21 protein-coding genes are annotated in these 22427 nt (G+C 60.9%); 11 read left to right on the forward strand and 10 right to left on the reverse strand.

Annotated elements, in window-relative coordinates:
* Window positions 1-132: 132 nt before the first annotated feature.
* From SIC17_RS03775 to SIC17_RS03790, 4 genes are all read right to left on the reverse strand, one after another.
* Window positions 133-609, reverse strand: coding sequence for a response regulator (locus SIC17_RS03775; RefSeq protein ID WP_412546434.1), 477 nt, complete (start codon window positions 607-609; stop codon window positions 133-135).
* A gap of 55 nt (window positions 610-664) precedes the next feature.
* Entirely contained in the window at window positions 665-1588 is a 924-nt protein-coding gene (locus SIC17_RS03780; protein WP_412546435.1) for a sensor histidine kinase, read from the reverse strand.
* A 31-nt stretch (window positions 1589-1619) separates the two neighbouring features.
* Entirely contained in the window at window positions 1620-3932 is a 2313-nt protein-coding gene (locus SIC17_RS03785; protein ID WP_291893991.1) for an ATP-binding protein, read from the reverse strand.
* A 226-nt stretch (window positions 3933-4158) separates the two neighbouring features.
* A complete protein-coding gene (locus tag SIC17_RS03790; RefSeq protein WP_291893995.1) occupies window positions 4159-4629 on the reverse strand; it encodes an NUDIX domain-containing protein in 471 nt (156 codons plus the stop codon).
* 183 nt (window positions 4630-4812) lie between these two features.
* Between SIC17_RS03790 and SIC17_RS03795 the strand changes: the two genes are divergently transcribed.
* The 4 genes from SIC17_RS03795 to SIC17_RS03810 all read left to right on the forward strand — a co-directional run bounded on the left by SIC17_RS03795 (window position 4813) and on the right by SIC17_RS03810 (window position 9424).
* Window positions 4813-5796: a calcium/sodium antiporter gene (locus SIC17_RS03795; protein WP_291893998.1), complete on the forward strand. Its 984-nt coding sequence runs from the start codon at window positions 4813-4815 to the stop codon at window positions 5794-5796.
* A gap of 90 nt (window positions 5797-5886) precedes the next feature.
* Window positions 5887-7071 (forward strand): DUF418 domain-containing protein, encoded by a 1185-nt coding sequence (locus tag SIC17_RS03800; RefSeq protein WP_412546436.1) that lies wholly within the window; start codon window positions 5887-5889, stop codon window positions 7069-7071.
* A 75-nt stretch (window positions 7072-7146) separates the two neighbouring features.
* On the forward strand, window positions 7147-8463 hold the full coding sequence (locus tag SIC17_RS03805; RefSeq protein ID WP_412546437.1) for an ATP-binding protein: 1317 nt from the start codon (window positions 7147-7149) through the stop codon (window positions 8461-8463).
* A 532-nt stretch (window positions 8464-8995) separates the two neighbouring features.
* Entirely contained in the window at window positions 8996-9424 is a 429-nt protein-coding gene (locus SIC17_RS03810; RefSeq protein ID WP_291894005.1) for a hypothetical protein, read from the forward strand.
* Window positions 9425-9695: 271 nt separating this feature from the next.
* Here SIC17_RS03810 and SIC17_RS03815 read toward each other — a convergent pair whose 3' ends face one another.
* Window positions 9696-10097 (reverse strand): dihydroneopterin aldolase, encoded by a 402-nt coding sequence (locus tag SIC17_RS03815; protein ID WP_412546438.1) that lies wholly within the window; start codon window positions 10095-10097, stop codon window positions 9696-9698.
* Window positions 10097-10858 (reverse strand): SDR family oxidoreductase, encoded by a 762-nt coding sequence (locus SIC17_RS03820; RefSeq protein WP_412546439.1) that lies wholly within the window; start codon window positions 10856-10858, stop codon window positions 10097-10099. Before SIC17_RS03820 ends, SIC17_RS03815 begins: the two co-directional genes overlap by 1 nt.
* Here SIC17_RS03820 and uvrC point away from each other — a divergent pair.
* Together uvrC and SIC17_RS03830 are read left to right on the forward strand one after the other, a co-directional pair.
* Window positions 10857-12749 carry an excinuclease ABC subunit UvrC gene (uvrC, locus tag SIC17_RS03825; RefSeq protein ID WP_412546440.1) on the forward strand — a complete coding sequence of 631 codons (1893 nt, stop codon included), beginning with the start codon at window positions 10857-10859 and terminating at the stop codon, window positions 12747-12749. The two genes, SIC17_RS03820 and uvrC, sit on opposite strands and share 2 nt — an antisense overlap.
* A 3-nt stretch (window positions 12750-12752) precedes the next feature.
* The gene (locus SIC17_RS03830; protein WP_412546441.1) at window positions 12753-13364 is read left to right on the forward strand and encodes a CDP-alcohol phosphatidyltransferase family protein; all 612 of its coding nucleotides are present in this window, start codon (window positions 12753-12755) and stop codon (window positions 13362-13364) included.
* 379 nt (window positions 13365-13743) lie between these two features.
* Here the strand turns inward: SIC17_RS03830 and SIC17_RS03835 are convergent, their stop codons facing one another.
* The gene (locus tag SIC17_RS03835) at window positions 13744-15039 is read right to left on the reverse strand and encodes a hypothetical protein (RefSeq protein ID WP_412546442.1); all 1296 of its coding nucleotides are present in this window, start codon (window positions 15037-15039) and stop codon (window positions 13744-13746) included.
* A gap of 458 nt (window positions 15040-15497) precedes the next feature.
* Between SIC17_RS03835 and SIC17_RS03840 the strand changes: the two genes are divergently transcribed.
* Together SIC17_RS03840 and SIC17_RS03845 are read left to right on the forward strand one after the other, a co-directional pair.
* Window positions 15498-16199 carry a response regulator gene (locus SIC17_RS03840; RefSeq protein WP_291894021.1) on the forward strand — a complete coding sequence of 234 codons (702 nt, stop codon included), beginning with the start codon at window positions 15498-15500 and terminating at the stop codon, window positions 16197-16199.
* A gap of 9 nt (window positions 16200-16208) precedes the next feature.
* Window positions 16209-17525: an ATP-binding protein gene (locus SIC17_RS03845; RefSeq protein WP_412546443.1), complete on the forward strand. Its 1317-nt coding sequence runs from the start codon at window positions 16209-16211 to the stop codon at window positions 17523-17525.
* Here SIC17_RS03845 and proC read toward each other — a convergent pair.
* The 3 genes from proC to SIC17_RS03860 form a co-directional block, all read right to left on the reverse strand.
* Window positions 17522-18364, reverse strand: coding sequence for a pyrroline-5-carboxylate reductase (gene proC / locus SIC17_RS03850; RefSeq protein WP_412546444.1), 843 nt, complete (start codon window positions 18362-18364; stop codon window positions 17522-17524). The two genes, SIC17_RS03845 and proC, sit on opposite strands and share 4 nt — an antisense overlap.
* An 8-nt stretch (window positions 18365-18372) precedes the next feature.
* Window positions 18373-18876, reverse strand: a complete 504-nt coding sequence (locus SIC17_RS03855) for a YbjN domain-containing protein (protein WP_412546445.1) — start codon at window positions 18874-18876, stop codon at window positions 18373-18375.
* A gap of 95 nt (window positions 18877-18971) precedes the next feature.
* Window positions 18972-19280 (reverse strand): accessory factor UbiK family protein, encoded by a 309-nt coding sequence (locus SIC17_RS03860; protein WP_412546446.1) that lies wholly within the window; start codon window positions 19278-19280, stop codon window positions 18972-18974.
* A gap of 105 nt (window positions 19281-19385) precedes the next feature.
* On the opposite strand from SIC17_RS03860, the gene lgt reads away from it, so the two are divergent.
* The 3 genes from lgt (at window position 19386) to SIC17_RS03875 (ending at window position 22364) form a co-directional block, all read left to right on the forward strand.
* Window positions 19386-20285 (forward strand): prolipoprotein diacylglyceryl transferase, encoded by a 900-nt coding sequence (gene lgt, locus SIC17_RS03865; protein WP_412546447.1) that lies wholly within the window; start codon window positions 19386-19388, stop codon window positions 20283-20285.
* The gene (locus tag SIC17_RS03870) at window positions 20282-21361 is read left to right on the forward strand and encodes a class I SAM-dependent methyltransferase (RefSeq protein ID WP_412546448.1); all 1080 of its coding nucleotides are present in this window, start codon (window positions 20282-20284) and stop codon (window positions 21359-21361) included. The genes lgt and SIC17_RS03870 overlap by 4 nt, the downstream gene beginning before the upstream one ends.
* A 70-nt stretch (window positions 21362-21431) precedes the next feature.
* A complete protein-coding gene (locus SIC17_RS03875; RefSeq protein WP_291894036.1) occupies window positions 21432-22364 on the forward strand; it encodes a ribose-phosphate pyrophosphokinase in 933 nt (310 codons plus the stop codon).
* The last annotated feature ends 63 nt before the right edge of the window (window positions 22365-22427 follow it).

Consider the following 22427-nt stretch of genomic DNA (forward strand, 5'->3'; position numbering starts at 1 on the left):
CGGCAGTCTGATATCCCGCAAACCCTAGAACCGGATTGAGGCAAGGTCGCGGCAAATCCCCTCACAGGCGAACATAACAAAACAGGCGACCACTGGCCGCCTGTTTTCTGTTTACGGACTTATCGGATGAAATCAGTCGATTTCCTCTACTTCCTCGGAATCGGGCGTGGGGACTTCCACGATCTGGACCCAGTATTCCCCGATGGAATTGACCACACGCATCAGACGGTCCAGCGAGATCGGCTTGACGATGTAGGAAGAGGCACCCAGCCCGTAGCTGGACAGAATGTCGTCCTCACTCTTGGACGTGGTCAGAACGATGATGGGGATATGCCGTAGTTCCGGATCAGCCTTGACCTCTTCCAGCGCCTCGCGGCCATCCTTCAGCGGCATGTTCAGGTCGAGCAGGATAATGCCCGGGAATGGCTCGTCCTTGAGATGGGAATATGAGCCCTGGCGTTTGAGGTAGTCGACCAGCTGCTCGCCATTCTCGAGAAATTCGAGCGGATTGCGCAGCCGAACCTCCTCGCACGCCTCCTTGAACAGCAGACGATCATCGGGATCGTCATCCACCATCAGGATCGTGAAAAGCGAGTTTTCAGTGCTCATTATGCCAGCCTCTTTGCCAGATCTGCCCCAACCCCAGGACTTAGAAACACAACTTCTACTGATACTTGGGCAAGATCAAGGAAAACTCGGCGCCCTGCCCCGGATTAGACTGCGCCGTCAGCGAACCGCCATGGCGTTCGGTTATCTTAGCGCAGGTCGCGAGTCCAATTCCACTCCCCTCGAACTCACTTCTGGAGTGAAGTCGCTCGAACATCTGGAAAATGCGTTCGGAGTATTTGGCGTCAAAACCGATTCCATTGTCGCGCACCCGGATGCCGACCATCTCCTCGTCCTCGGGCTCGAAATACTCGACTGACACTTCCGGCACCTGACCGTCAGGCTGGTATTTGAGTGCATTGTTCAAAAGGTTCGAAAAGATGATGCGCATCTGCGTCTCATCGGCCTCGACCACTGGCAGCTCCGTGACATCAATGCGTGCCTTGAGGCTCTTGATGCGCGCTGAATTGTCGGTCAGCACGGACTTCCACAGCGCTTCCAGGTCAACATCAGCGATGCTGGTATTGCTGTCATTGACCCGGGCAAAGGTCAGCAGCGCGTCGATCAACCGGCGCATCCGGCCCGAGGCATCCACCATGCGATGCAGATAGGTGCGCCCGGTCTCGTCGAGCACGTCATCATACTTGTCGTGCAGACGCTGGCCGAAACTCTCGATTTTGCGCAAGGGTTCCTGCAGATCATGCGAGGCTGCAGAGGCGAACACCTGCAGGTCCTGGTTCGACCTTTCCAGCTCGAGGGCGTACTTCTCGATCAAATCGGATTGTTCGCGGGCGGCCTTGCCGTTCTCGCCTCGGCCCAGCGCCATCAAAACGGCGATCACCCCGCCAATCCCAACCAGCGCCGCCACCAGGGCCAGCAACCAGGACGTATTCATCACCGCTATGACCAGCGCTGCAGCAAGCGCAAGTAATACAGGCGCGAGGGCCTTTAGCGTGGTTGATGTATCGGCGCGGAAATTCAATCCGGTCTCCGTTCCGGTCTGGATACGATACCTATATCACTGTTCCCTGGCGGATTGGCAGTATTAGAGTAAACACGGCGCCAGCCTCCGGCTCGCCCCAGGCGGACAATTCACCGGAATGGCGCTCGGCAATCTTGCGGCATGTCGCCAGGCCAACACCGGTGCCATCAAACTCCTCGCGACCATGCAGCCGCTCGAACATGCCGAAAATGCGTTCGGCATGACGTGGTTCGAAACCGATACCATTGTCAGTGATCGAGATACGCGCGACCGCGCCAGCCTCACCGACCTCGACATTACTCTCGATCGTGATGTTCGGGGTCACTCCCGGGCGGCAGAATTTCAGGGCATTGGCCAAAAGGTTCAGGAAAAGCTGGTGCATCTGGCCGGGATCTGCCTCGATGGCCGGCAATTCACCCACACGGATCTTGGCATCTTCTGCAGCGATCCGCGGTTCCAGATCGGACAGAACATCTGCCACAACACCCGCCAGTTCGACCGGTAGATAGGACGTCGTCTTGGAGTTCACACGCGAATAGGACAAAAGATCATCGATCAGGCGGCGCATGCGCCCCGCCGCATCGACCATGCGTTCCAGATAATGCCGACCGGTATCGTCGAGCGCGGGCGCGTACTTGTTATTCAAACGCTCGCCAAACGCCTGGATCTTGCGAAGCGGTTCTTGCAGGTCGTGCGAAGCGGCGTAGGCAAACTCCTGCAGCTCGGCGTTCGAGCGCTTGAGCTCCTGGGCATATCGGCGCAGGGCCTGTTCATCGCGTTTGCGCTTGGCGATGTCGCGGAACGTAATAACGGCGCCAAGGCTTGGATCGTCCGGATCGATGACAGATGTCGCAAACTCGATCGGGATGGGTTGGCCGTTCTTGGTCCAGAAGACTTCCTTGTCGGTCTCCTCGATCGGGACGCCATAGGTGTGAACCGGGCATTCCTCTTTCGGATAGAGCGAACCATCACGGTGGGAGTGGTGCACCATGGTGTGCATCACCTTGCCGATCAGCTCCTCCTCGGTATAGCCGAGCATCTCGCACGCCCGCGGGTTGATGAAGGTCACATGCCCCTCGCCATCAATACCGTAAATGCCCTCGGCGGCGGTCATCAGGATCTGGGAGAAACGCTGTTTGGCTTCATGGGTCGCCTGGGCGCGCTGGCGGGAAATATTACGGTGGGCGCTGAACAGGACAGCCAGCAGGATAAACGACAGCGCCATCGCCACGGCGAAGACACGCAGGACAGCGCGCGCCTGGTTCGCACCGGCGAGCGCCTCGGAGACCTCGACCTCGGTGACGAGGCCGAAATTGCGGTCCGGGAACCATTGCCAGGCACCCATGACGAGAATGCCGCGCAGATCACGGTAGCCGCGGAGATTTGTGCCGGAATTGCCTGCAACCACATCGGCGGCGGCATAGGTCAGCGGCCATTCGTCATAGGGACGCTGCGGGCGCCCGACGACTGTGAGATCAAGCCCCGGATCGCGCACTTCCAGATGCAGAAGCGAGGGGTGGCTTTCCACCAGGAGCCCCTCGGCGATCATGATGTCCTCATATCGTGAACTCGAAAGCAGCCGGCCCTGGTTGTCGACCACGAATGTATCGCCGGAAGCGCCCGTCCGCCCGACCTGGAACGTCGTCGTATACTGGCGCCGCGGATCGAGATCGAAGACCAGATAGCCCATCAGATCTTCACCATCCTGGATCAGGGAGACCGCATGCATCAGCGGACGTTCTAGCAGGCCATGCTCGTCTGCCTCGCCCAGATCATCGGAGATATAGGGCGCGCTGAGCGTCACCCCGTTGGCGATCAGGCGCGCCATATCGACATGGGTGATGGCCATGGACGCGGCGCCAAGCTCCTCGCTGGCACTGCCGGCCAGGACGACGCCATCGGGTGAAACGACGGAAAAGCCGGTATAGCCATACTCGTTCAGCCAGGGCGTGAGCATGACCGAAAGCTCGACCTGCAAAGGTGAGGCGCGCAGCACATTCGCGGCGGGCACGAAATTGAGTTCGCGCACAGCGCCCTGGACGTCGACGTCCTGGGACCAGATGCGGACATGGCTTTCCTGTTGCGCCGCCCAGTCTTCATAACGCTGGAAAGTATTGGCCAGGACGGTTTCCAGGGTGGCCTGGTTGGTGGTGCGTGCCGACGACATCAGCGCGCGCTCGCCGGCCATCACCGCGAGGGCAACAATGATGATGAAACCGACCGCCAGAATTCCGGGCAGAATCTGGCCGATCCAGCTATCCGGCTCCAGCAGGTCATCATCCTGGAGCACGGGGGGCTGTTCGCGGTCTGCTTGCGAAGCCTGATCGTCAGAAGTGTCAGCCATTTAGCGTCTTAGAATCGATCCCCTCAGTACTCTAAGCCGATCTCGCCACGAATTGGACCACTAAACCACAATCTTGTGCCGTTTCCACGGCGAAACTGGGGTCGATTGCTTCAGCCAGCGTTCAGCCAGCCTCACCTAGTTTCGACAGCGTGCGCCCCGCGGTGTGCCGGAGATCCTCATCCACAAACCCTCGCAGGATCGGGTCAACGGCACACCGCAACTTTTCCTACCAGTGCAGATTTCTGACCCACTCGCCGGTGTGTTCCCGGATACGCCTGAGCGTGGCCGGGGAGATGTCTTCCGGCAGGGCATCAAGGCCAAACCACGCCCGTTCGGCGATCTCGCCCTGCTCGACTGGCGAACAAGTTCCCGGAGCGTCGACGGAATAAAGTATAACATGGTCACCACGGAAGAATTTGTGGTTCGCGTACACGCCCGCAAGCTTCAAATGGCCGCGTGCGACCAGACCGGCTTCCTCTTCCAGCTCGCGTTCGGCGGCCTCTTCGGCAACCTCTCCGCTCTCCACGCCACCGCCAGGCAAATGCCAACCGCTGATATAAGTGTGCTTGACCAGCATGATAGCTCCGTCCTCGCGCTGTGCGAGCACGCGAACACCCAGCGTGGCACCACGTTTCATGCGCCACCAGGCCTGGAAAACCGGGCGCAAAACAGGTTCCAGCTTCCATCTCCAGCTCATACGACGTCTCCGACTGGCCAGAGGGCCACGGGCGCGCTATGTAGCCTTCGAACTAAATTGATTTGGGGTCTATCCATGTACGCTCTTGTTGCCCTCGGCCTGGTTGCCGGCCTGTTCGGACTGCTCAATCTCATCGAGTACCATCGCTTCGACTAGTCCAATATCTGAGTACTGAGTTAATTTATGTCGGCTCCGGTTTTCATAGCATTGATTCTCGGCGGGATCGTCGTCCTACTGTTCGGTGGCGACTATCTGGTCCGGGGCGGAGCCGGTCTGGCACGGCGCTGGAAACTTCCATCGCTGTTTGTCGGCCTGACCATCATCGCCTTTGGCACGTCTGCACCGGAACTGGTGGTCAGTGTGCAGTCCGCCCTGGCGGGAGCCCCGGGCCTGGCGATGGGCAATATCGTTGGCTCCAATATCGCCAACTTCCTACTTGTGCTCGGATTGCCGGCCGTCTTTGGCGCCATCGCCACGACCACGCCAGGTGTGCGCCGCAATGCCATCTTTGCGCTGGTTGCAGCGATCGCCCTCATCGGTGTCGGCTATGATCACACCATCTCGCCCACCGAAGCCTACGCACTGTTTGGCACCATCATCGCCTATGTCGCCATTCTGGGTTTCCTGGCGCGCGGCAAGACGGATGATCCAAGCCTGGCCGAGCTGACCGATATCGACGGTATGGAAGGCCTGCCGCACAAGTGGAGCAATATCCTGTTCGCGCTTGCTGTTGGCCTCGTCGCCCTGCCTGTCGGCGCCCAGATGATCGTCATCGGTGGCACCGAGGCGGCGCGCGCCCTGGATATCGACGAATCGATCATCGGCCTCACCGCCCTGGCGTTCGGCACCTCCCTGCCCGAGCTGGCGACTGTCGTCATGGCCTCGCTGCGTCGCCAGGCTGATCTGGCCATCGGCAATGTGCTCGGCTCGAACATTTTCAATGTCTTCGCCGTGGGTGGCGCGACCGGTATCGCGGCAGCTGCTGTCAGCGCAGACCTGCCGGTTCCCGATGGTTTCTTCGCCCTGGATTTCTGGGTCATGCTGGCCGCCAGCGTCGTCATCGCTGGCATCGTCCTGGCCCGCCGTCCGATTGGACGTTTCTTCGGCCTGCTGCTGTTTGCCGCCTATGTCGGCTATATCGCCGTCCTCGCCCAGAGCGTGCTCTAGCAGACTTCACAGGGGACGCGCCGGGCGCTTTTCCCCGAGACTTCTGCAACGCACCGGTCTAGCTTGCCGCGCCTGACAGGGGAGAGCGGCATGGCTGAACCACAAACCAACCGACTTGTAAGTATTGATGCGCTGCGCGGGATCGCCGTGCTGGGCATCCTGATGATGAATGTCCAGGGGTTTGCAATGACCCCGATGGCGTATGACGACCCGACAATGATGATGGACCTTACCGGGGCCAATCTGACGGTCTGGTCTGTTGCCCACACTTTCTTCGCGATGAAGTTCATCACGATTTTCTCCACCCTCTTTGGCGCCGGCATCATCCTGATGGCAGGCGACGGGGACAGCACAGGCAAACACTATCCGCGCATGCTCTGGCTGCTGCTGATCGGTGCCATCCACGCTTATATCTTCTGGTGGGGCGATATCCTGGTCCACTACGCGCTGCTGGGCATGATCGCCGTGAATGCGCGCAAGATGTCCGTGGCCAAGCTGACCATCTTCGGCATCCTGTTGGTGCTGATCGGCGGCCTGATCATGATCGGGCTGACCTATCTGGGCGCTATGTTCACGCCTGCCGAGGGTGCTGCTGATCAACAGCAAATGATGGCCGACATGCAAACCGGCATGATCGAGGCCTATCAGGCCGGTTTCGTCCAGCATATCGGTGTCAACGCGATCTGGGCCGGCATCGGACAAGTCGTGAGCCTGATCTTTATGGGCCCGCGCACGCTGGGTCTGATGTTCCTGGGCATGGCGCTCTACAAGAGTGGCTTCCTCTCCGCCGCCTGGAGTACGTCTCGTTATCTCGTCCTCAGCGTCGTGGTGATTGCCGCTGGTGTATATCTGAACTGGATGTCGACCACGACACTTATCGGCGGCGAATTCTCGGCACAGGCCAAGGCCGACGGTCTCGCCTGGTCCTTCTTCGGCAGCGTTGTCCTGTCCTTTGGTTACGCCAGCCTTGTCATGCTTCTCTCGAAGATTGGCGCCTTCAGGCTGATCATCGCCTGGTTCGCCAGTGTCGGCCGCATGGCCTTCACCAATTATCTGAGCCAGACGCTGATCATGACCTTCATCTTTGTCGGTGCGCCGGGGCTTGGACTGTTCGGCACGGTTGAACGGGTCGACCAGCTCAAACTGGTCCTGCTGGTCTGGGCCATCCAGCTGATCTGGTCGCCGCTATGGCTATCCCGCTTCAAGTTCGGTCCGCTGGAATGGCTCTGGCGTTCGCTGACCTATGGCAAGCTGCAGCCGATCGTGAAGCGCTGACCGTATCCTATATGACTGGCGGCAGGCGGGTGTTTGTGAGAAGCAGCCCTTTCTATCAATCACTTGCTCGTCGTCATGTCGCCTGTGCCCGCATCCATGACCGCTTCCGAAGCGAACGACCGTCCGCCCTCCGGGGCGATGGACCCGGTGCGGGTCTTTCGCGAGTTTGCTGTCGACGTCGCCGGCATTCGTGAAGAAGTCCAGCTCTATCGTTATGTCGCCCGCAATGTCGTGGCCCGGCTGGGTTATATCGACTGCGTGGTTTACCGCCTCGACCGGGATCGCGGCGAGCTCGTACAGATGGCTGCGATTGGCGAGAAAACGCTGGACGACGAGGACGGCGCCATCATCAACCGCCTGACCATCCCGGTCGGAGACGGCATTACCGGCACGGTGGCCACGACCGGCCAGTCGATCCGTATCGACGAGCTGGCGGATGATCCGCGCTACATCCAGGACCTCATGCAGGCCCGTTCGGAACTGTGCGTGCCCATTCTCGTCGGCGAGCGCATTGTCGGCGTCATCGACAGTGAACATCACGAGCCCGGTTTCTTCTCGCCCAAATGCCAGGAATTGTTCGAGTCCATCGCCGCCCTCACCGCCGCCCAGCTGCGTCATATCTGGGCGCTGGACGAGCTGACCCATGCCCGAAGCGAGCTTGAGGACGCGCTGGAAATTTCCCGCAATGCCGAACAGATGCAGGCGAGTTTCCTGGCCAATGCCTCCCACGAGCTGCGCACGCCGCTCAATGCGATCATCGGCTTTTCCGGCCTGTTGACCCGCGAGGGTTATATCGCCGAAGACACGGGCCGGGCTCTTGAACAGGCCGAAACGATCAAGACAGCCGGCGACCGGCTGGCCCGCATCATCAATGACATCCTGGACCTCTCCAAGATCGCCGGCGGCAAACTGCCCAGCGCGCTGGAGAGTTTCGACGCCATCTGGGAAGCGGAAAACGCCATGGCGCCCTTCCAGCACATGGCCAGCGAAAGCGGCGTCACGCTGGCGCTGGATGATGACGGCGCAGACGAATTACTGGCAGTGGGTGACATCCGCCATGTCCACCGCATTCTCGGCATGTTGCTGGAAAACGCGATCCGCTACTCCCCCGAGGGCGGCACGGTCCATGTGCGCATCAGCGCCGATGATGACGATGTCGCCATCGGCATCGAAGACAGCGGCATCGGTCTTGACGACGAGGCCCTGGACCGCATTTTCGAGCCCTTCCACCGCGAGGAAGACGCCACCGAAATCTCCACCGAGGGTACCGGCCTCGGCCTGACACTGGCCCGCGAACTCGCCGACCTGAACTTCGCCCGCATCAGCGTCCAAAGCGCCCCCGGTGTCGGCAGCCGCTTTGCCCTGCATCTGCAGAAGGCGGATGAGGGTTAGTGGGTTGCGGTGGGGTGTACCGCCGTCTCTTGGAACGCCCCCACAATATTTGTCATCCCGGACGCATGCCCGGCCCCGAGCCGGGCGGAGATCCGGGATCCGACGAGAGCGCCATAGGTCCCCGCTCTGCGCCCCGCTTTCGCGGGGCATCCGGCGGGGATGACAAGTTTGAGTATGTTCTGGATGTGGGCCGTTCCAAAAACAGGAGCACGCACGCCTTTCCAAGCCGAAACTCTCAACCCTTCCTCCCCCCCCATCTTCCCCGGACGTGCGCAGCACGATCCGGGGCCAACCAAACGACCGGCCGGCTCGTTGGTCCCGGCTCTGCGGCCGGGAAAGAGGCGTGGTATCGGACTGAGAGTGGGTGGAGCCCCCTGTTTCCCCCGGACTTGTTCCGAGGCCTCGCATGCAGTGGAATTCTTATGAGAACCTTCGTTTCAACCGTGCTTGATCTGCTTATTGTCAGCAACGCTGTACCTGTGAAATCATCGCGATTGCGCTGCCTTAAACGGTCGAAGAGGAGCGGAAGCTTATGAAAAGAGCTATTATTGCGGGCGTGTGCCTCGTCACCTTATCCGCTTGCGAATTCATTCACGGTGAGCAAGCCGATCCATCCCTGCTGCCAGCTGAAGTGTTCGATCCGGACCTCCGTCGGCGACTGCGCGACGATACGGTCGTGACCTACGGGCTCTTGGAGAGAAATACTGAGGGGTATGTTATCGTATTGCCGAACCAGGAGATGACAGGTCCGTCGACTGTGGCCCCTGTTCGTTTTGCGCTTCTTGATGTCGAACCAATCGGCAGCTGTTTATCCGGACACACCGGTTCGTTTGTCGACATTTGGATCGAATATTTTGGTCGAGAAGACAGGGAGTTTATCTCAAGGGTACTCGTGCAGGCGTTTGACGGCGAAGGCGGACTTCAAGATGTCGCGCTGTGCACCGTGGGCGATGGGCACTGAAGAAGTCTATGACCACCTCACCAGCGGGCCCGGTTCACCCTCACCGCGACCGCATCCTCGATCCCCGGGGCAAGCCCGGAATGAGGGTGACGTAAAAGCGAGCACGAGCCCCGTCGCTGGCGAGATCTCCACAAAATTCCCTATTTCACAAACAACACCCCCCCGGACGAGCACGGCGAGATCCGGGGCCAACTCGCGTACGGACCGCCTCGTTGATCCCGGCTCTGCGGCCGGGAAAGAGTGAGTGATGTGAGCTGGGGAAGCCCCCCAACTACCCCTTCCGCCGAAACCGCGTAAGCCCCACCGCTTCAGCATCCGGATAGGCGTCCAGCTTGCGCGTGGTGACCTGGGCCGCCACTACGCTCTCCGGACCAAGCGCGATGTCCAGGATCTCGCCGCACAGGGTTTCCTGGAGGTCGAACTGGCGTTCTTCCATGTCCTTGATGCCGTGCAGGATATAGTCGTAATCGACCACCGTGTTGATGTCGTCATCGCCGCTCCAGGCCTTGTCGACCAGGGTGACGACATCGACCAGGACACGCTGTTTCACGCCGCGCTCATAGTCGTGGATACCGATCTCGATATCCATTTTCACGCCTTCGAGGCGATAGACAAAGACTTCGCGCCCGGTGGCATTGGCCAGCGCGTTTTCGATCACCTGATCCAGCCGCATCAGCGATCCTCCTGAATTCCCGGCGCGTACATGACGTCGCGCGGGCGGGCGTCCAGATGCTGGCCGCCATCCACAATGATGGTCTCGCCCGTCATGGACGGTGTCGCAAGGATGAAACGCACCGTGCGGACAATATCCTCCGGCGTGGACCCGCCCTGCATCGGGTTGAGGCTGTGGGCGCGTTCGAACTCTTCCACGCTCTGCCCCCCCGAAGGAAGCGTGATGCCCGGCGCCACGGCGTTGACCCGCACGCGCGGGGCCAGGGCCATGGCCATGGTCTGGGTCGCGCCAAGCAGCGCGTATTTGGACAGGGTGTAGGAGAAGAAATCCGGGTTCAGATTGAAGAGTTTCTGGTCCAGCACATTGATCACACAGCCCGAGGCGCGGCCCTCATGCGCCTTGGCCATTTCCGAAGCCAGCAGGACGGGCGCCATCAGATTGACCCGCATCATGCGCTTCAGCATGTCCGGGCCGACATCCTCGGGACGGTCCATCTCGAACAGGGAGGCGGAATTGATCAGCGCATCGATGCGACCGGCCTTGCGCACAAAGCCTGCGACCTGCGCCGAGTTTTCCAGGTCCAGCTGACAGATCTCTGCTGACCCACCGTTGTCGGTAAGGCGCTGTTTGAGGGCTTCCGCCTCCTCGCCCGATTCATTGTAGTGAATCAGCACGTGCCAGCCGTCCTCGGCCAGGCCTTCCACGATTTTAGCACCCAGGCGCTTGCCGCCACCCGTAACCAGCGCGATCTTGTCCGCCATGTCGTCCTCGAAACCCACGTCGTCTGAGATAGATGCCGCGTCCGGCGAGCCAGCGCAATCGCTGCATGGACCCGAGCTCATCGCCGACTATGTCAAACGCCTGCCGTCAAAGCCGGGCGTTTACCGCATGTTCGACGAGGATGGGGCGGTTTTGTATGTCGGCAAGGCCCGCAATCTGAAAAACCGCGTCAGCAATTATGCCAATGGCCGCGGCCACTCCAATCGCATCGCCCTGATGATCGTCCTCACCCGCTCCATGGAGTTCGTGGTGACGCAGACCGAGACCGAGGCGCTGCTGCTGGAAGCCAATCTGATCAAGCGTCTAAAGCCGCGCTTCAATATCCTGCTGCGCGATGACAAGAGCTTCCCTTATATCCTGATCCGCCGTGATCATGCCGCGCCGCAATTGCTCAAACACCGAGGCGCACGCAAGGTGAAGGGCGATTATTTCGGTCCGTTCGCTTCGGTCGGCGCGGTCAATCACACACTCAACACGCTGCAGAAAGCCTTCATGCTGCGCACCTGTACCGACAGTGTCTATGAAGGCCGCACCCGCCCCTGCATGCTCTATCAGATCAAGCGTTGTGCCGGACCGTGCGTGGATCTTGTCACACCCCAGGCCTATGACGAGCTGGTCTCCCAGGCGACGGATTTCCTGCGTGGCAAGTCCAATGCCCTGCGCGAGGATTTGCAGGACCGCATGCAGACCGCCTCGGACGAGCTGGATTTCGAACTCGCCGCCCGCCTGCGCGATCGCATCCGCGCCATTGCCGCGGTGACGACCGACCAGGGCATCAATCCGGACGGGATCGAGGAAGCCGATGTCATCGCTGTTGCCCAGGATGGCGGCAAGTCCTGTGTCCAGGTCTTCTTTTTCCGGGCCGGTCAGAACTGGGGCAACCAGTCCTTCTTCCCGCGCCATGACAGCGAGGCAGAACCCGCTGACGTGCTGGCCGCCTTCCTGGCTCAGTTCTACGACGACCGCCCGGCGCCCGGCACGATCCTGCTTTCCCACACGGTGGAGGAAAGCGAGCTGATCTCCGAAGCGCTGTCCCTGCGCGCGGAACGCAAGGTCAACCTTTTGGTGCCCCAGCGTGGCGAGAAGAAAAAACTGGTCGACCAGACCGCCCACAATGCCCGCGAGGCCCTCGCCCGCCGCCTGGCGGAAAGCGCCACCCAGACCCAGCTGCTGCAGGGTGTGCAACGTGTCTTCAAGCTGGAGGAAGAGCCGACCCGGATCGAAGTCTATGACAACTCCCACATCCAGGGCACCAATGCGCTGGGCGCAATGATTGTCGCCGGGCCGGAAGGCTTCGAGAAAAACCATTATCGCCGTTTCAACATGAAGGGTGATGACGCCGCCACAAACGACGACTTCGCCATGATGGCCGCCATGATGCGCCGGCGTTTCTCGCGCCTGCTCAAGGAACGCGAGGAAGGCGCGCCCGTGCCCAGTCTCGTGCTGATCGATGGCGGCAAGGGACAATTATCCAGCGTGCTCAAGGTGATGGAAGAGCTGGGCGTCACCGATATCCCAATCGCCGCCATCGCCAAGGGACCGGAACGTGATGCCGGACGAGAGGCCTTCTACCTGCCCGGTGAAGCGCCGTTCAAAATGCCCATGAAGGACCCGGTCCTCTATTACCTCCAGCGCCTGCGCGATGAAGCCCACCGCTTTGCCATTGGCGGCCACCGGGCCAAACGCAAGAAAGCCATGTCGGACAATCCGCTGGACGATGTCCCCGGCATCGGCCCGTCCCGCAAAAAGGCCCTGTTGGCCCATTTCGGATCGGCCAAGGCAGTGCGAAATGCGGCCCTGGCAGACCTGGAAGCGGTTGACGGCGTGTCCAAAGCCATGGCCAAACGCATACATGACTGGTTCCAGAGCTGAGACATGATCCGACACCTGCCCAACATCCTGACCCTTCTGCGCATTCTTGTCGGCGCCGCCGGCGCAATCGCGCTCTGGCTCTCCTGGCGCTGGGAAGCCAGCGGTGAGGTCCCGGCAAGCCTGGGCGATCCGATCGCTGTCATCTCGGGCATGGCCAGTTTCGCGGTGTTTGCCTTCGTCTTTGCCGCGCTGACCGACTGGCTGGACGGATTCCTCGCCCGCAAGCTCAAGGCAGAGAGCACGCTGGGCGCCTTTCTCGACCCGATCGGCGACAAGGTGCTGGTGAACGGCTATCTGCTCGCCTATGCGGCCATCCTGTCCTTCCCTGTCGAGATCATCGTCCCCGTCATGGCCATCCTGCTCCGGGATCTCATCGTCACCTTCATGCGCACATCCGGAGACAAGCCCGCCGGCGAGACCCTGCCGGTCTCGCTCTCGGCCAAACTCAAAACCGTCCTGGCCATGCTCACCGCCGGTTTCCCGCTGTTGGCCTTCGTGATGGGATGGCAATCCACCGACTGGGCCCTGCTCGCCTGGATCGGCGCGTTATGGCTGACCGCATCCATGACCCTGCTGACCGGGCTCAACTATCTGATGGAGAAACGAGCGGGGTAGATTTGGGTCGCTCGGCGTTCTTAGCGCCCCTCCCTCCTAAAACACGGTCATCACCCGGCTTGTCCGGGTGACCTCGACCATCCTGCTGCCGGGTTAGCTGAGGTCCCCCGGATGATCGCTGCGCGACCACCGTGGGATGACGGAAATGACAGAGCTCATTTTGTTTCCTCCTTTCCCTTGATGGGCTGAGGCACCCGAGAACATGCCGGGGGCATGTTCGAAGTGCCGAAGGTGCCCGCGAAGCGGGTGGATAGGGTGCGGCCCGAAGGGCCGAAAAGAGACTCTTGTTGGCGCCTGCGGCGCGCACCCACTCCTTCTCCGCCTTCGCCGCTCAAGTCGATGCCTTCAGGATTGATGTCTGATGTCTTGAGAGACCGGATTACCCGGCGCTGCCCAAGCTTGGTAATTCTCCGTTTGGCCCCACGCGGAACAGCCAACCATACCATCCTCTTCGGTCCATTACGGGTTCACCGTTCGTGGTTGCTCCGGCGACAAGTGCGGAACCGTCCTCAAGCATGTAAACAGCTCGAGCATGATCGGAACCGGACGACCCGAACGTTTCGACCCGGATCAACTCTCCGTCTGAGCTGATCCAGACCAGCAGAGCATCGAGCTCACCACTTTGGGGGTCGCTGGTATGACCAACAGCGAAGACGCCGCCCTCCGGAGTTGCCGCCAGACCAGTCACGCGTTGCATACCGAGACCCAAGGCAACCGGGTTTGTGCCTCGACTAGGTAGCGATAGATCAAGCTCCACCTCGTGGAGGACCTCTCCATCAGCATCGACACGAATGAGCACGGTTTGCGCTAGGCCTCCAACCGCCCCAGCCATCCACGCACCACCGTCTTCAGTCGCCAATACTGCATCGAACGATGCACTATAACTGCCCGTACCAAAAAACCGCTCGAACAACGGGTTACCTTCGCGATCAAAGCGCCCGATCCATGCTCGGATCCCTGTACGCGGATTGCCTGTCGATTTCTTGCCTACGACCCAGATTTCTCCGTCAGGTGTCAATGCTGCACTTCTCGCCATATCATCTCCAGGCGAGTGTGATCGGTAGGTCCAAACTGGATTCAAGGAATCACTGAAACGGATGATTTCAACATCCTGGCCTGTCGGCTGCTCTGCCCCCCTGGCGCTGCCAACCGACTGAACGACGAACATTCCGCCGCCCTCTAGCGGCAATAGAGCCTCAGCTCCGTTGTAAGTCATACTTTCGTGGAAACCGCGGTCCGGTTCGGGTTCGGCTTCGGTGAAGCTATAGACAAATAGCCCCTGCGGTCCTCGTGGCTGCGAGTAAAAGTCACTGTAAAACCCTGCTGTCCAAACCTGCCCGTCTGCAGCAACAGATACGCGGCCCCAGCGGGCGATCACGCCTTGCCCATAACCATGATCGTCCAGAATTTCCCCAGCCTGACTCAATCGAACGATACGAGCTCCGCCGCTCGCTTCGCAACCGCGGCCGACCACCCAGATCCTTCCAGAATTGTCCACAGCGAGGCTGCTCGGTTCGTCGACAATGACTGTTTCAATCAAACGGCTCCAATACTCGCCGCCAGCATTGACCGTGGACTCCAAGTCCGGAGGAATTTGGCAGGTGGCCCCCTGCGCAGTAGCGCTCGATGCACCGAACACCATCGCCGCAATCGCAAACCCAGCGCGCATTTTCACCCCTCAACTCGCAATGTCACGTTGAGTTTGATCAAGCCGTATACGACCGAGCAGGTCAATAGAACAAGGATGCACCAACAAGAAGAAATGGTGACACGCCCAATCCACCAAAACGCTCCAACCTCCGGGCCCCGGCACGAGGCCGGGGAAAAGTTGCGGAGATTGCCGCTCCGCTCCATCGTCAGCCTGATGAAGATCAGGGCCCAGTTCAAAGGGCTCGGTGGTCGTGACCTGTTCTAAGACAATATCGCTCGATGAACTGGGTCCCAACTTTCGTTGGGATGACGGGATTGGGCACGCGCAGGTCGCCTCCATCTCTCATCCCACAGCAAAAACCGCGGCCTCACCCGATATCGGCACTGGTGCAAAACCGCCAGAGCGCATTATGCTCCAACCCGATGACCACCGACACCCAGCCAGCGTCTACCATCACCCTACGAGAGGGAGGACCCCACCCCTTGAACGACACGCCTTTTGAAGACGCGCACATTCTGGTCGTTGATGATGATGACCGCATCCGTGCCTTGCTGAAACGTTTCCTGCAGGAGCGCGGATATCGCGTATCGACGGCTGCCAATGCCGAGAAGGCGCTGTCGACCATGAAGGCGCTGGAGTTTGATCTGCTGGTGCTGGACGTGATGATGCCCGGCATGGACGGGTTCGAGCTGACCAGAACCATTCGCGAGAAACAGGAAACGCCCATCCTCCTGCTCACCGCCCGGGGCGAGGCCCAGGACCGGATCGAGGGGCTCAGCCTGGGGGCGGACGATTATCTGGCCAAACCGTTTGAGCCGGAGGAGCTGGTCCTGCGTCTCAACGCCATCCTGCGCCGCACGAAAGTCCAGTCCACGGTGATCAAGCGTGTGGAGTTCGGGGAGTGGTGTTTCGATGTCGAGCGCGAACAACTCACCCGTGCCGGCGAAACCACCCGCCTGACCGGTGGTGAAAGCGCCCTGCTCGCAGCGCTGGCAGCCAGTGCCGGCCAGACCGTATCCCGCCTGACCCTGTCGGAACGCACCGGCGCCGGCGAACGGGCTGTGGACGTCCAGGTCACCCGCCTGCGCCGCAAGATCGAGAAAGACCCCAAGGAACCGCTTCACCTACAGACCGTCAGGGGCGAGGGTTATCGCCTGGCTGCCGATCCTGTTTTCGAGAGCTGATCCGAGCCGATGAACCTCATCCGCCGCCTCACGCCCAAGGGCCTGTTTGCCCGTACACTGCTGATCATCGTATTGCCGGTGGCGCTGATGCAGGTGGCGGTGGCCTGGTCCTTTTTCGAGGAACACTGGGAGACGGTGACCAGCCGCCTGTCTGAAGGGGTGGCCGGCGATATCGCCATGATGACGGCGCTGTACGAACAGTCCGGCGGTGATCTGGAGGCCTTCGACCGGCTGTCGGACACCGCCTATGAGACGATGCGCCTGTCGGTGGATTTCAGGCCGGAGGAAACGCTGCCGACCTCGCGCCGTTCCTCCTTCTTCCGCACCCTGGACCGCACGCTCAACAGCGCGCTGTCCGACCAGATCACCAATGATTTCTGGTTCGATACCACCCGCTATCCCAGCTATGTCGATGTCCGGGTTGAGGTGGATGAAGGCGTATTGCGTTTCATCGCCCTGCGCGAACGCGTGTTCGCGACGACCGGGCATATTTTCCTGTTATGGATCATTGGCGCCTCGACCCTGCTGACAGCGGTCTCTGTCGTGTTCATCCGCAACCAGGTCAAACCCATCCGCCGCCTCGCCGATGCCGCTGAGCAATTCGGTCGCGGCCAGGATGTCGCCCATTTCCGTCCCTCCGGGGCCACCGAGGTGCGCCAGGCCGCCCACGCCTTCCTGGGCATGCGAGCGCGGATCAAACGCCATCTCGAACAGCGCACGGCCATTCTCGCCGGGGTCAGCCATGACCTGCGCACGCCCCTCACCCGGCTCAAGCTACAACTCGCCCTCATGCCGGCCAGTCCGGAACGGGATGATGCCAAGGCGGATATCGCCGCGATGGAAGAGATGCTGGACGAGTATCTCGACTTTGCCCGGGGTCAGCTGGTCGAGGCCACCGAGCGTTTCGACCTGGGCCAGCTGGCCGAACAGGTCGTCGACAATGCCCGGCGCGGGGATGTCGATATCGAATTTGTCAGCGAACCGGACCTGTTTGCAGAGGTCCGCGCCGTGACCGTCCAGCGTGCTCTGGAAAATCTCATCGGCAATGCCACCAGTTTCGGCAACAGCGTTCGTGTCACGGTCGCACGCGCGGGTTCGCGGATCGAAATGAGTGTCGAGGATAATGGTCCCGGCATTCCGGAAGACCAGTATGACGAGGCGCTGAAGCCGTTCAACCGCCTGGATGAAAGCCGCAACCAGAACCGCAAGGGTGTCGGGCTGGGCCTGGCAATCGCCCGCGATGTTGCGCGCAATCATGGCGGGGAAATGCGCCTGGGTCGCAGTGATCTGGGGGGTCTGAAAGCGACGCTGAGCCTGCCCGGCTAGCCGTTATCGGCGTCCGCGCCGATCTGGCGAGACCGGCGTTCAGCCGCGTTGACGGCCATGCGCACGAGTTCCGGCAATCCGCCACCCGCACCCATCAACACATCCAGAGCCGCCTGTGTCGTTCCGTTCGGGGATGTGACCGCGCGGCGCAGGGCCTGTGGGTCCTTCTCCGACGCGGCGAGCAAGGCGCCGGCACCGATCACGGTCTGACGCGCCAGTTTGTCGGCAAGCTCGCGCGGCAGGCCTTCGCCAAAGCCCGCGCCTGCCAGCGCCTCGGCCAGCAGGAAGACGTAAGCCGGACCGGAACCGGATACAGCAGTAACCGCGCCCAGCAGGCGCTCGTCACGGACCCATTCCACTTCTCCGGCAACGGAAAGCAGCTTGGTCGCGCTCTTCTCGATCGCTTCACCGGCGAGGTTGGAGACACAGACGGAAATGCCCGCGCCCACAGCAGCAGGCGTATTCGGCATGGCACGCACGATCGGGCGATCGCCAAAGACGGTTTCCAGTCGCTTGATCGTGGTGCCGGCCATAATCGAGATCACGGCGGTCTCCGGCGCCAGGACCGGCGCCAGTGTCGGTGCGATCTTGTCGAGCATTTGCGGCTTGATCGCAACCAGGACGGTGGCGACCTGGGTGGACATGGCCAGCGTCATCGCCGGCGCGTGTTCCAGGCCATGTTCTTCGATCAGGGCCTGGACCTCGTCACTCGGGCTGGGATCCAGCACGATGACGTTTTCAGGCTTGATGCCGGTGGATTTACGGCGAAGCCAGCCCGCAAGCAGGGCTCCACCCATATGTCCCGCGCCCAGAAGGGCGATCTTTTGCGCGTTGCTCATCGAGACTGTTATGCCTCACCCGCGGTTTCGAACATAGCGGCGGCGGCAGCTTCCTGCGGGCTTTTTCCACCCCAGACCAGGAAATGAAACGCCGGATAGAAACGCTCACCCGCCTCCCGTGCCGCGGCCAGCATGGCTGCAGCCTGTGCCGGAGAGACGCTTTCACCGCCCGGAACGGCAATGGCATGGCGGTAGAGAATGGAACCATCCTCGGCCCAGACATCGAAATGGCCCATCCACAGCTTTTCGTTCAGGCGCGCGACAAGCTCGCAGACCTCGCTGAAACGATTGGCCGGGATTTTCAGGTCAAGGCTGGCACAGATGTGCAGCGCATCCAGCTCCGGACGCCAGGCGAACCAGATCTGGTGATCACGCCAATTGCCCGGCGCGCTGAGATGCAGCTCGCCACCCTCGTCACGATCATAGGGATATTGTTCAGCGATGACGGCCTGTTCGACCGCATCAAGCGGATCAGTCACGCTGAGCGTGACATCGTCGGAAAGCAGGTCCATGGGGTCGTCTCCCTCATCCGCTGGCGATTCACACCGCCATTTGACGGTATGCCTCTGCCCGGGCGGGTGCAATAAGAAGCGCGGCTTTCGCGCTATCAGTCTGTGGATTTCGTCGCGGCAGTTTTGGCCTTGCTGGCACGCGGTTTTCGCGCCGCTGCTGGTTTCTTTGCCTTTTCAAGCTTTTCCAGCCGGGCTTCCAGGGCTGCGATCTGATCATGCGCATCGGCGAGCGAGGCTTTGACAGCGTCATATTCCTCACGGCTGACCAGGTCCATATCCGCGACCAGGCGATCGGCCTGGGCCCGGAAAACGGCCTGCGCTTCCTCGCCGACAGCCTGGGCTGCACCGAAGGCATCGGTCATCAAATCTGCGAAATCATTGAGAAGCGGGTTGCGCGTTTGCATCAAAGAAAGCCATTTATCAAAAGTTCGTTCTCCTATATGCGGCGGGACAGAGAAAAGCGCAACGCGCTGTTCCGTCACAGATGCATCTCGAAATGAGTAGCCGCCATGCAAACCTGCCCAGCCAGTTTCGACCTGATCGACCCGATCCTGTTCACGATCGGACCGGATGGCTTCACGCTGGGAACCCATGAGCCGGCCTGGTTTGCCCTGCGCTGGTATGCGCTGGCCTATATCGCGGGCCTGATGCTGGGCTGGCGCTACATGATCTCGCTCTCGCGCCGCGCCAACATGTGGCATCCGCGCGACGACAAGAAGGGCAAGGCGCCGTTCAGCGAGGCCCAGGTGGACGACCTGCTGATCTGGGCGACGCTGGGTGTCATCCTGGGTGGCCGACTGGGTTACGTGGTTTTCTACATGCCCGAAATGATCTGGGAACGGCCGCTGGACATCATTTTCGGTATCACCGATGGCGGAATGGCTTTCCATGGCGGCCTGATCGGTGTCGGACTGGCGCTGTGGTATTTCGCCCGCTCGCAGAAACTCAATCTCTGGCAGATCGCCGACGCGGCGGCCGTCGTCACGCCGATCGGCCTGTTCTTCGGTCGCATGGCCAACTTCATCAATGGCGAGCTGTGGGGCCGCCCCTGGGACGGTCCCTGGGCGATGACCTTTGCCAATGATCCCTATTGTGTGCCGCGCCATCCCAGCCAGCTCTACGAAGCCGCGCTGGAAGGCCTGGCCCTGTTTGCCATCATCAATATTGCAACGTGGAAATTCCGCTCCCTGGCCAAGCCGGGTCTCAATGCCGGTCTCTTCCTTCTGTGTTACGGCCTGTTCCGGGCGCTGATGGAAACCGTGCGCGAACCCGATGCTCACATGCCCGAAGCCCTGCAGGGCATCGTCACCATGGGCATGCTGCTCTCCCTGCCGATGATCGGACTGGGCGCGTGGCTGATCTGGCGCAACGTCAAGGATGACCTCAAGCTTCTGGCCGGCAAAGCATGATCGCAGACAGCATTCGCGACCGTATCCGGGACAGTGGTCCCATCTCCATCGCCAGCTTCATGACCGAGGCCCTGTTCGATCCCACGGAAGGTTTCTACGCCACCAAGGACCCGATCGGGGCCGGGTCAGACTTCATCACCGCGCCGGAAATCTCGCAGATGTTCGGTGAGTTGATGGGGCTGTGGATCATGCAGTCCTGGGACGATATGGGTCGCCCCGAACGTTTCAACCTGGTCGAGATGGGCCCGGGTCGCGGCACGATGATGTTCGACATCCTGCGCACCGGCCGCGCCCTGCCGGACTTTCTCAAAGCCGTACACGTCTATCTGATCGAGGCCAGTGCCGCACTCAAATCCGTCCAGGCCAAATCGCTCGGCACCAGTGGCGTCCAGGCCAGCTGGATCCAGCGCCTCGACCAGGTGCCTCAGGGCCCCTGCCTGATCATCGGCAATGAATTCCTCGACTGCCTTCCCATCCGCCAGGCCATCAAGATCGAAGGCAAATGGTATGAACGCATGGTTGGCCTGGTCGACGAGGCCCTGAGCTTCGTGCGCGGCCCCCAGCTCAACACCGATATCGAACCCATCCCGGCCAGCCTTCTGGACGCGCCGGATGGCGCGCTGGTTGAGCTTCGCCCGGGTGACGAACAGGTGCTGGACCAGCTCGTTGCACACTTTGAAACCTCACCCGGACGCGCGCTCTTCATCGACTACGGCCCGGCCGACAGTGAAACCGGCGATACGCTGCAGGCGATTCGCCAGCACGAGAAGGTGGAACCGCTTGATCAGCCCGGAACCGCGGATCTGACGGCGCGGGTGGATTTCGGCCAGCTCAGCCGGAATGCACAAACGCTGGGCTTGCGTGTGGCTGGTCCGGTCACCCAGGGCGATTTCCTGAACGGGCTGGGCATCGAGGCACGCGCTGCCGCGCTCTCCCAGCATGCCCCGGAAAAGAGGGCACAAATCGCGCGCCAGCTCTGGCGCCTGACGGACCCGGAAGAAATGGGTGAACTGTTCAAGTTGATCGTGCTTGATCACGAGAGCATGCCCGCCCCGCCGGGATTCACCGCACGCTGATTATTTTGGCTTCAATCTGGATACGCCCTCTGATAAGCAGCGCGAGATCACTGCAGCCGGGGCAAAATCCATGAAACTGATGTCAGGCACGTCCAACGAACCGTTGGCCAAGGCGATTGCCGATTATCTCGACGCACCTCTCACCGCCAGCGAGATCGAACGTTTCGCGGATGGCGAGATTTTTGTCCGGATCGACGAAAACGTGCGCGGCGAGGATGTGTTTATCATCCAGTCGACCTCCTACCCCGCAAATGACCATTTGATGGAATTGCTGATCTGTATCGACGCCCTGGTCCGCGCCAGCGCCCGTCGCATCACAGCTGTCATTCCCTATTTCGGTTACGCCCGCCAGGACCGCAAGACCGGCGGCCGCACACCGATCTCCGCCAAGCTGGTCGCCAATCTGATCGCCAAGGCCGGTGCCGACCGCGTTCTGACCATCGATCTGCACGCCGGACAGATTCAGGGCTTTTTCGATATCCCGACAGACAATCTCTTCGCCACCCGCGTGATCGAGGATGATATCCGCCGGAACTACAAGACCGACGACCTGATGATCGTTTCGCCGGATGTCGGCGGTGTGGTCCGTGCCCGCGCGCTGGCCAAACTGCTCGATGCCGAGATCGCAATCGTCGACAAGCGTCGCCCCAAAGCCGGCGTGTCCGAGGTGATGAATATTATCGGTGATGTCGAAGGCCGTCGCTGCATCCTGTTTGACGACATGTGCGATAGCGGTGGCACACTGTGCAACGCGGCTGATGCCCTGCTCAAGGAAGGCGCGGTGGAAGTCTCTGCCTATGTCACCCACGGCGTTCTGTCCAATGACGCCCAGGGCCGTGTCCACAAGTCTGCCCTGCGCGAGATCGTGGTCACCGATTCCATTACGGAAATCCCCGGCTCGACGCAGACGGATAAAGTCCGGCGCCTGCCAGTCGCCCCCCTGCTCGGTGAAGCCATTCGACGCATCGCCAATGATGAGTCGGTATCGAAACTGTTTGACTAGGGCATGAATGCCCAGGCGGGTGCGCTGCAGCTCTTTCGGGCGCTGCGCCCCGCTAGATGTTCA

Origin of the sequence: Maricaulis sp. MIT060901, from assembly GCF_047123815.1 — a bacterium.
In the GTDB taxonomy this organism is placed as follows: Bacteria; Pseudomonadota; Alphaproteobacteria; order Caulobacterales; family Maricaulaceae; genus Maricaulis.

Bases quoted from the DNA above. Each gene is read 5' to 3' on its own strand.
- SIC17_RS03775 (WP_412546434.1), bottom strand. From the start codon at position 609: ATGAGCACTGAAAACTCGCTTTTCACGATCCTGATGGTGGATGACGAT.
- SIC17_RS03785 (WP_291893991.1), bottom strand. From the start codon at position 3,932: ATGGCTGACACTTCTGACGATCAGGCTTCGCAAGCAGACCGCGAACAG.
- SIC17_RS03790 (WP_291893995.1), bottom strand. From the start codon at position 4,629: ATGAGCTGGAGATGGAAGCTGGAACCTGTTTTGCGCCCGGTTTTCCAG.
- SIC17_RS03795 (WP_291893998.1), top strand. From the start codon at position 4,813: ATGTCGGCTCCGGTTTTCATAGCATTGATTCTCGGCGGGATCGTCGTC.
- SIC17_RS03800 (WP_412546436.1), top strand. From the start codon at position 5,887: ATGGCTGAACCACAAACCAACCGACTTGTAAGTATTGATGCGCTGCGC.
- SIC17_RS03805 (WP_412546437.1), top strand. From the start codon at position 7,147: ATGTCGCCTGTGCCCGCATCCATGACCGCTTCCGAAGCGAACGACCGT.
- SIC17_RS03810 (WP_291894005.1), top strand. From the start codon at position 8,996: ATGAAAAGAGCTATTATTGCGGGCGTGTGCCTCGTCACCTTATCCGCT.
- SIC17_RS03815 (WP_412546438.1), bottom strand. From the start codon at position 10,097: ATGCGGCTGGATCAGGTGATCGAAAACGCGCTGGCCAATGCCACCGGG.
- uvrC (WP_412546440.1), top strand. From the start codon at position 10,857: ATGTCGTCCTCGAAACCCACGTCGTCTGAGATAGATGCCGCGTCCGGC.
- SIC17_RS03820 (WP_412546439.1), bottom strand. From the start codon at position 10,858: ATGGCGGACAAGATCGCGCTGGTTACGGGTGGCGGCAAGCGCCTGGGT.
- SIC17_RS03830 (WP_412546441.1), top strand. From the start codon at position 12,753: ATGATCCGACACCTGCCCAACATCCTGACCCTTCTGCGCATTCTTGTC.
- SIC17_RS03845 (WP_412546443.1), top strand. From the start codon at position 16,209: ATGAACCTCATCCGCCGCCTCACGCCCAAGGGCCTGTTTGCCCGTACA.
- proC (WP_412546444.1), bottom strand. From the start codon at position 18,364: ATGAGCAACGCGCAAAAGATCGCCCTTCTGGGCGCGGGACATATGGGT.
- SIC17_RS03855 (WP_412546445.1), bottom strand. From the start codon at position 18,876: ATGGACCTGCTTTCCGACGATGTCACGCTCAGCGTGACTGATCCGCTT.
- SIC17_RS03860 (WP_412546446.1), bottom strand. From the start codon at position 19,280: ATGCAAACGCGCAACCCGCTTCTCAATGATTTCGCAGATTTGATGACC.
- lgt (WP_412546447.1), top strand. From the start codon at position 19,386: ATGCAAACCTGCCCAGCCAGTTTCGACCTGATCGACCCGATCCTGTTC.
- SIC17_RS03870 (WP_412546448.1), top strand. From the start codon at position 20,282: ATGATCGCAGACAGCATTCGCGACCGTATCCGGGACAGTGGTCCCATC.
- SIC17_RS03875 (WP_291894036.1), top strand. From the start codon at position 21,432: ATGAAACTGATGTCAGGCACGTCCAACGAACCGTTGGCCAAGGCGATT.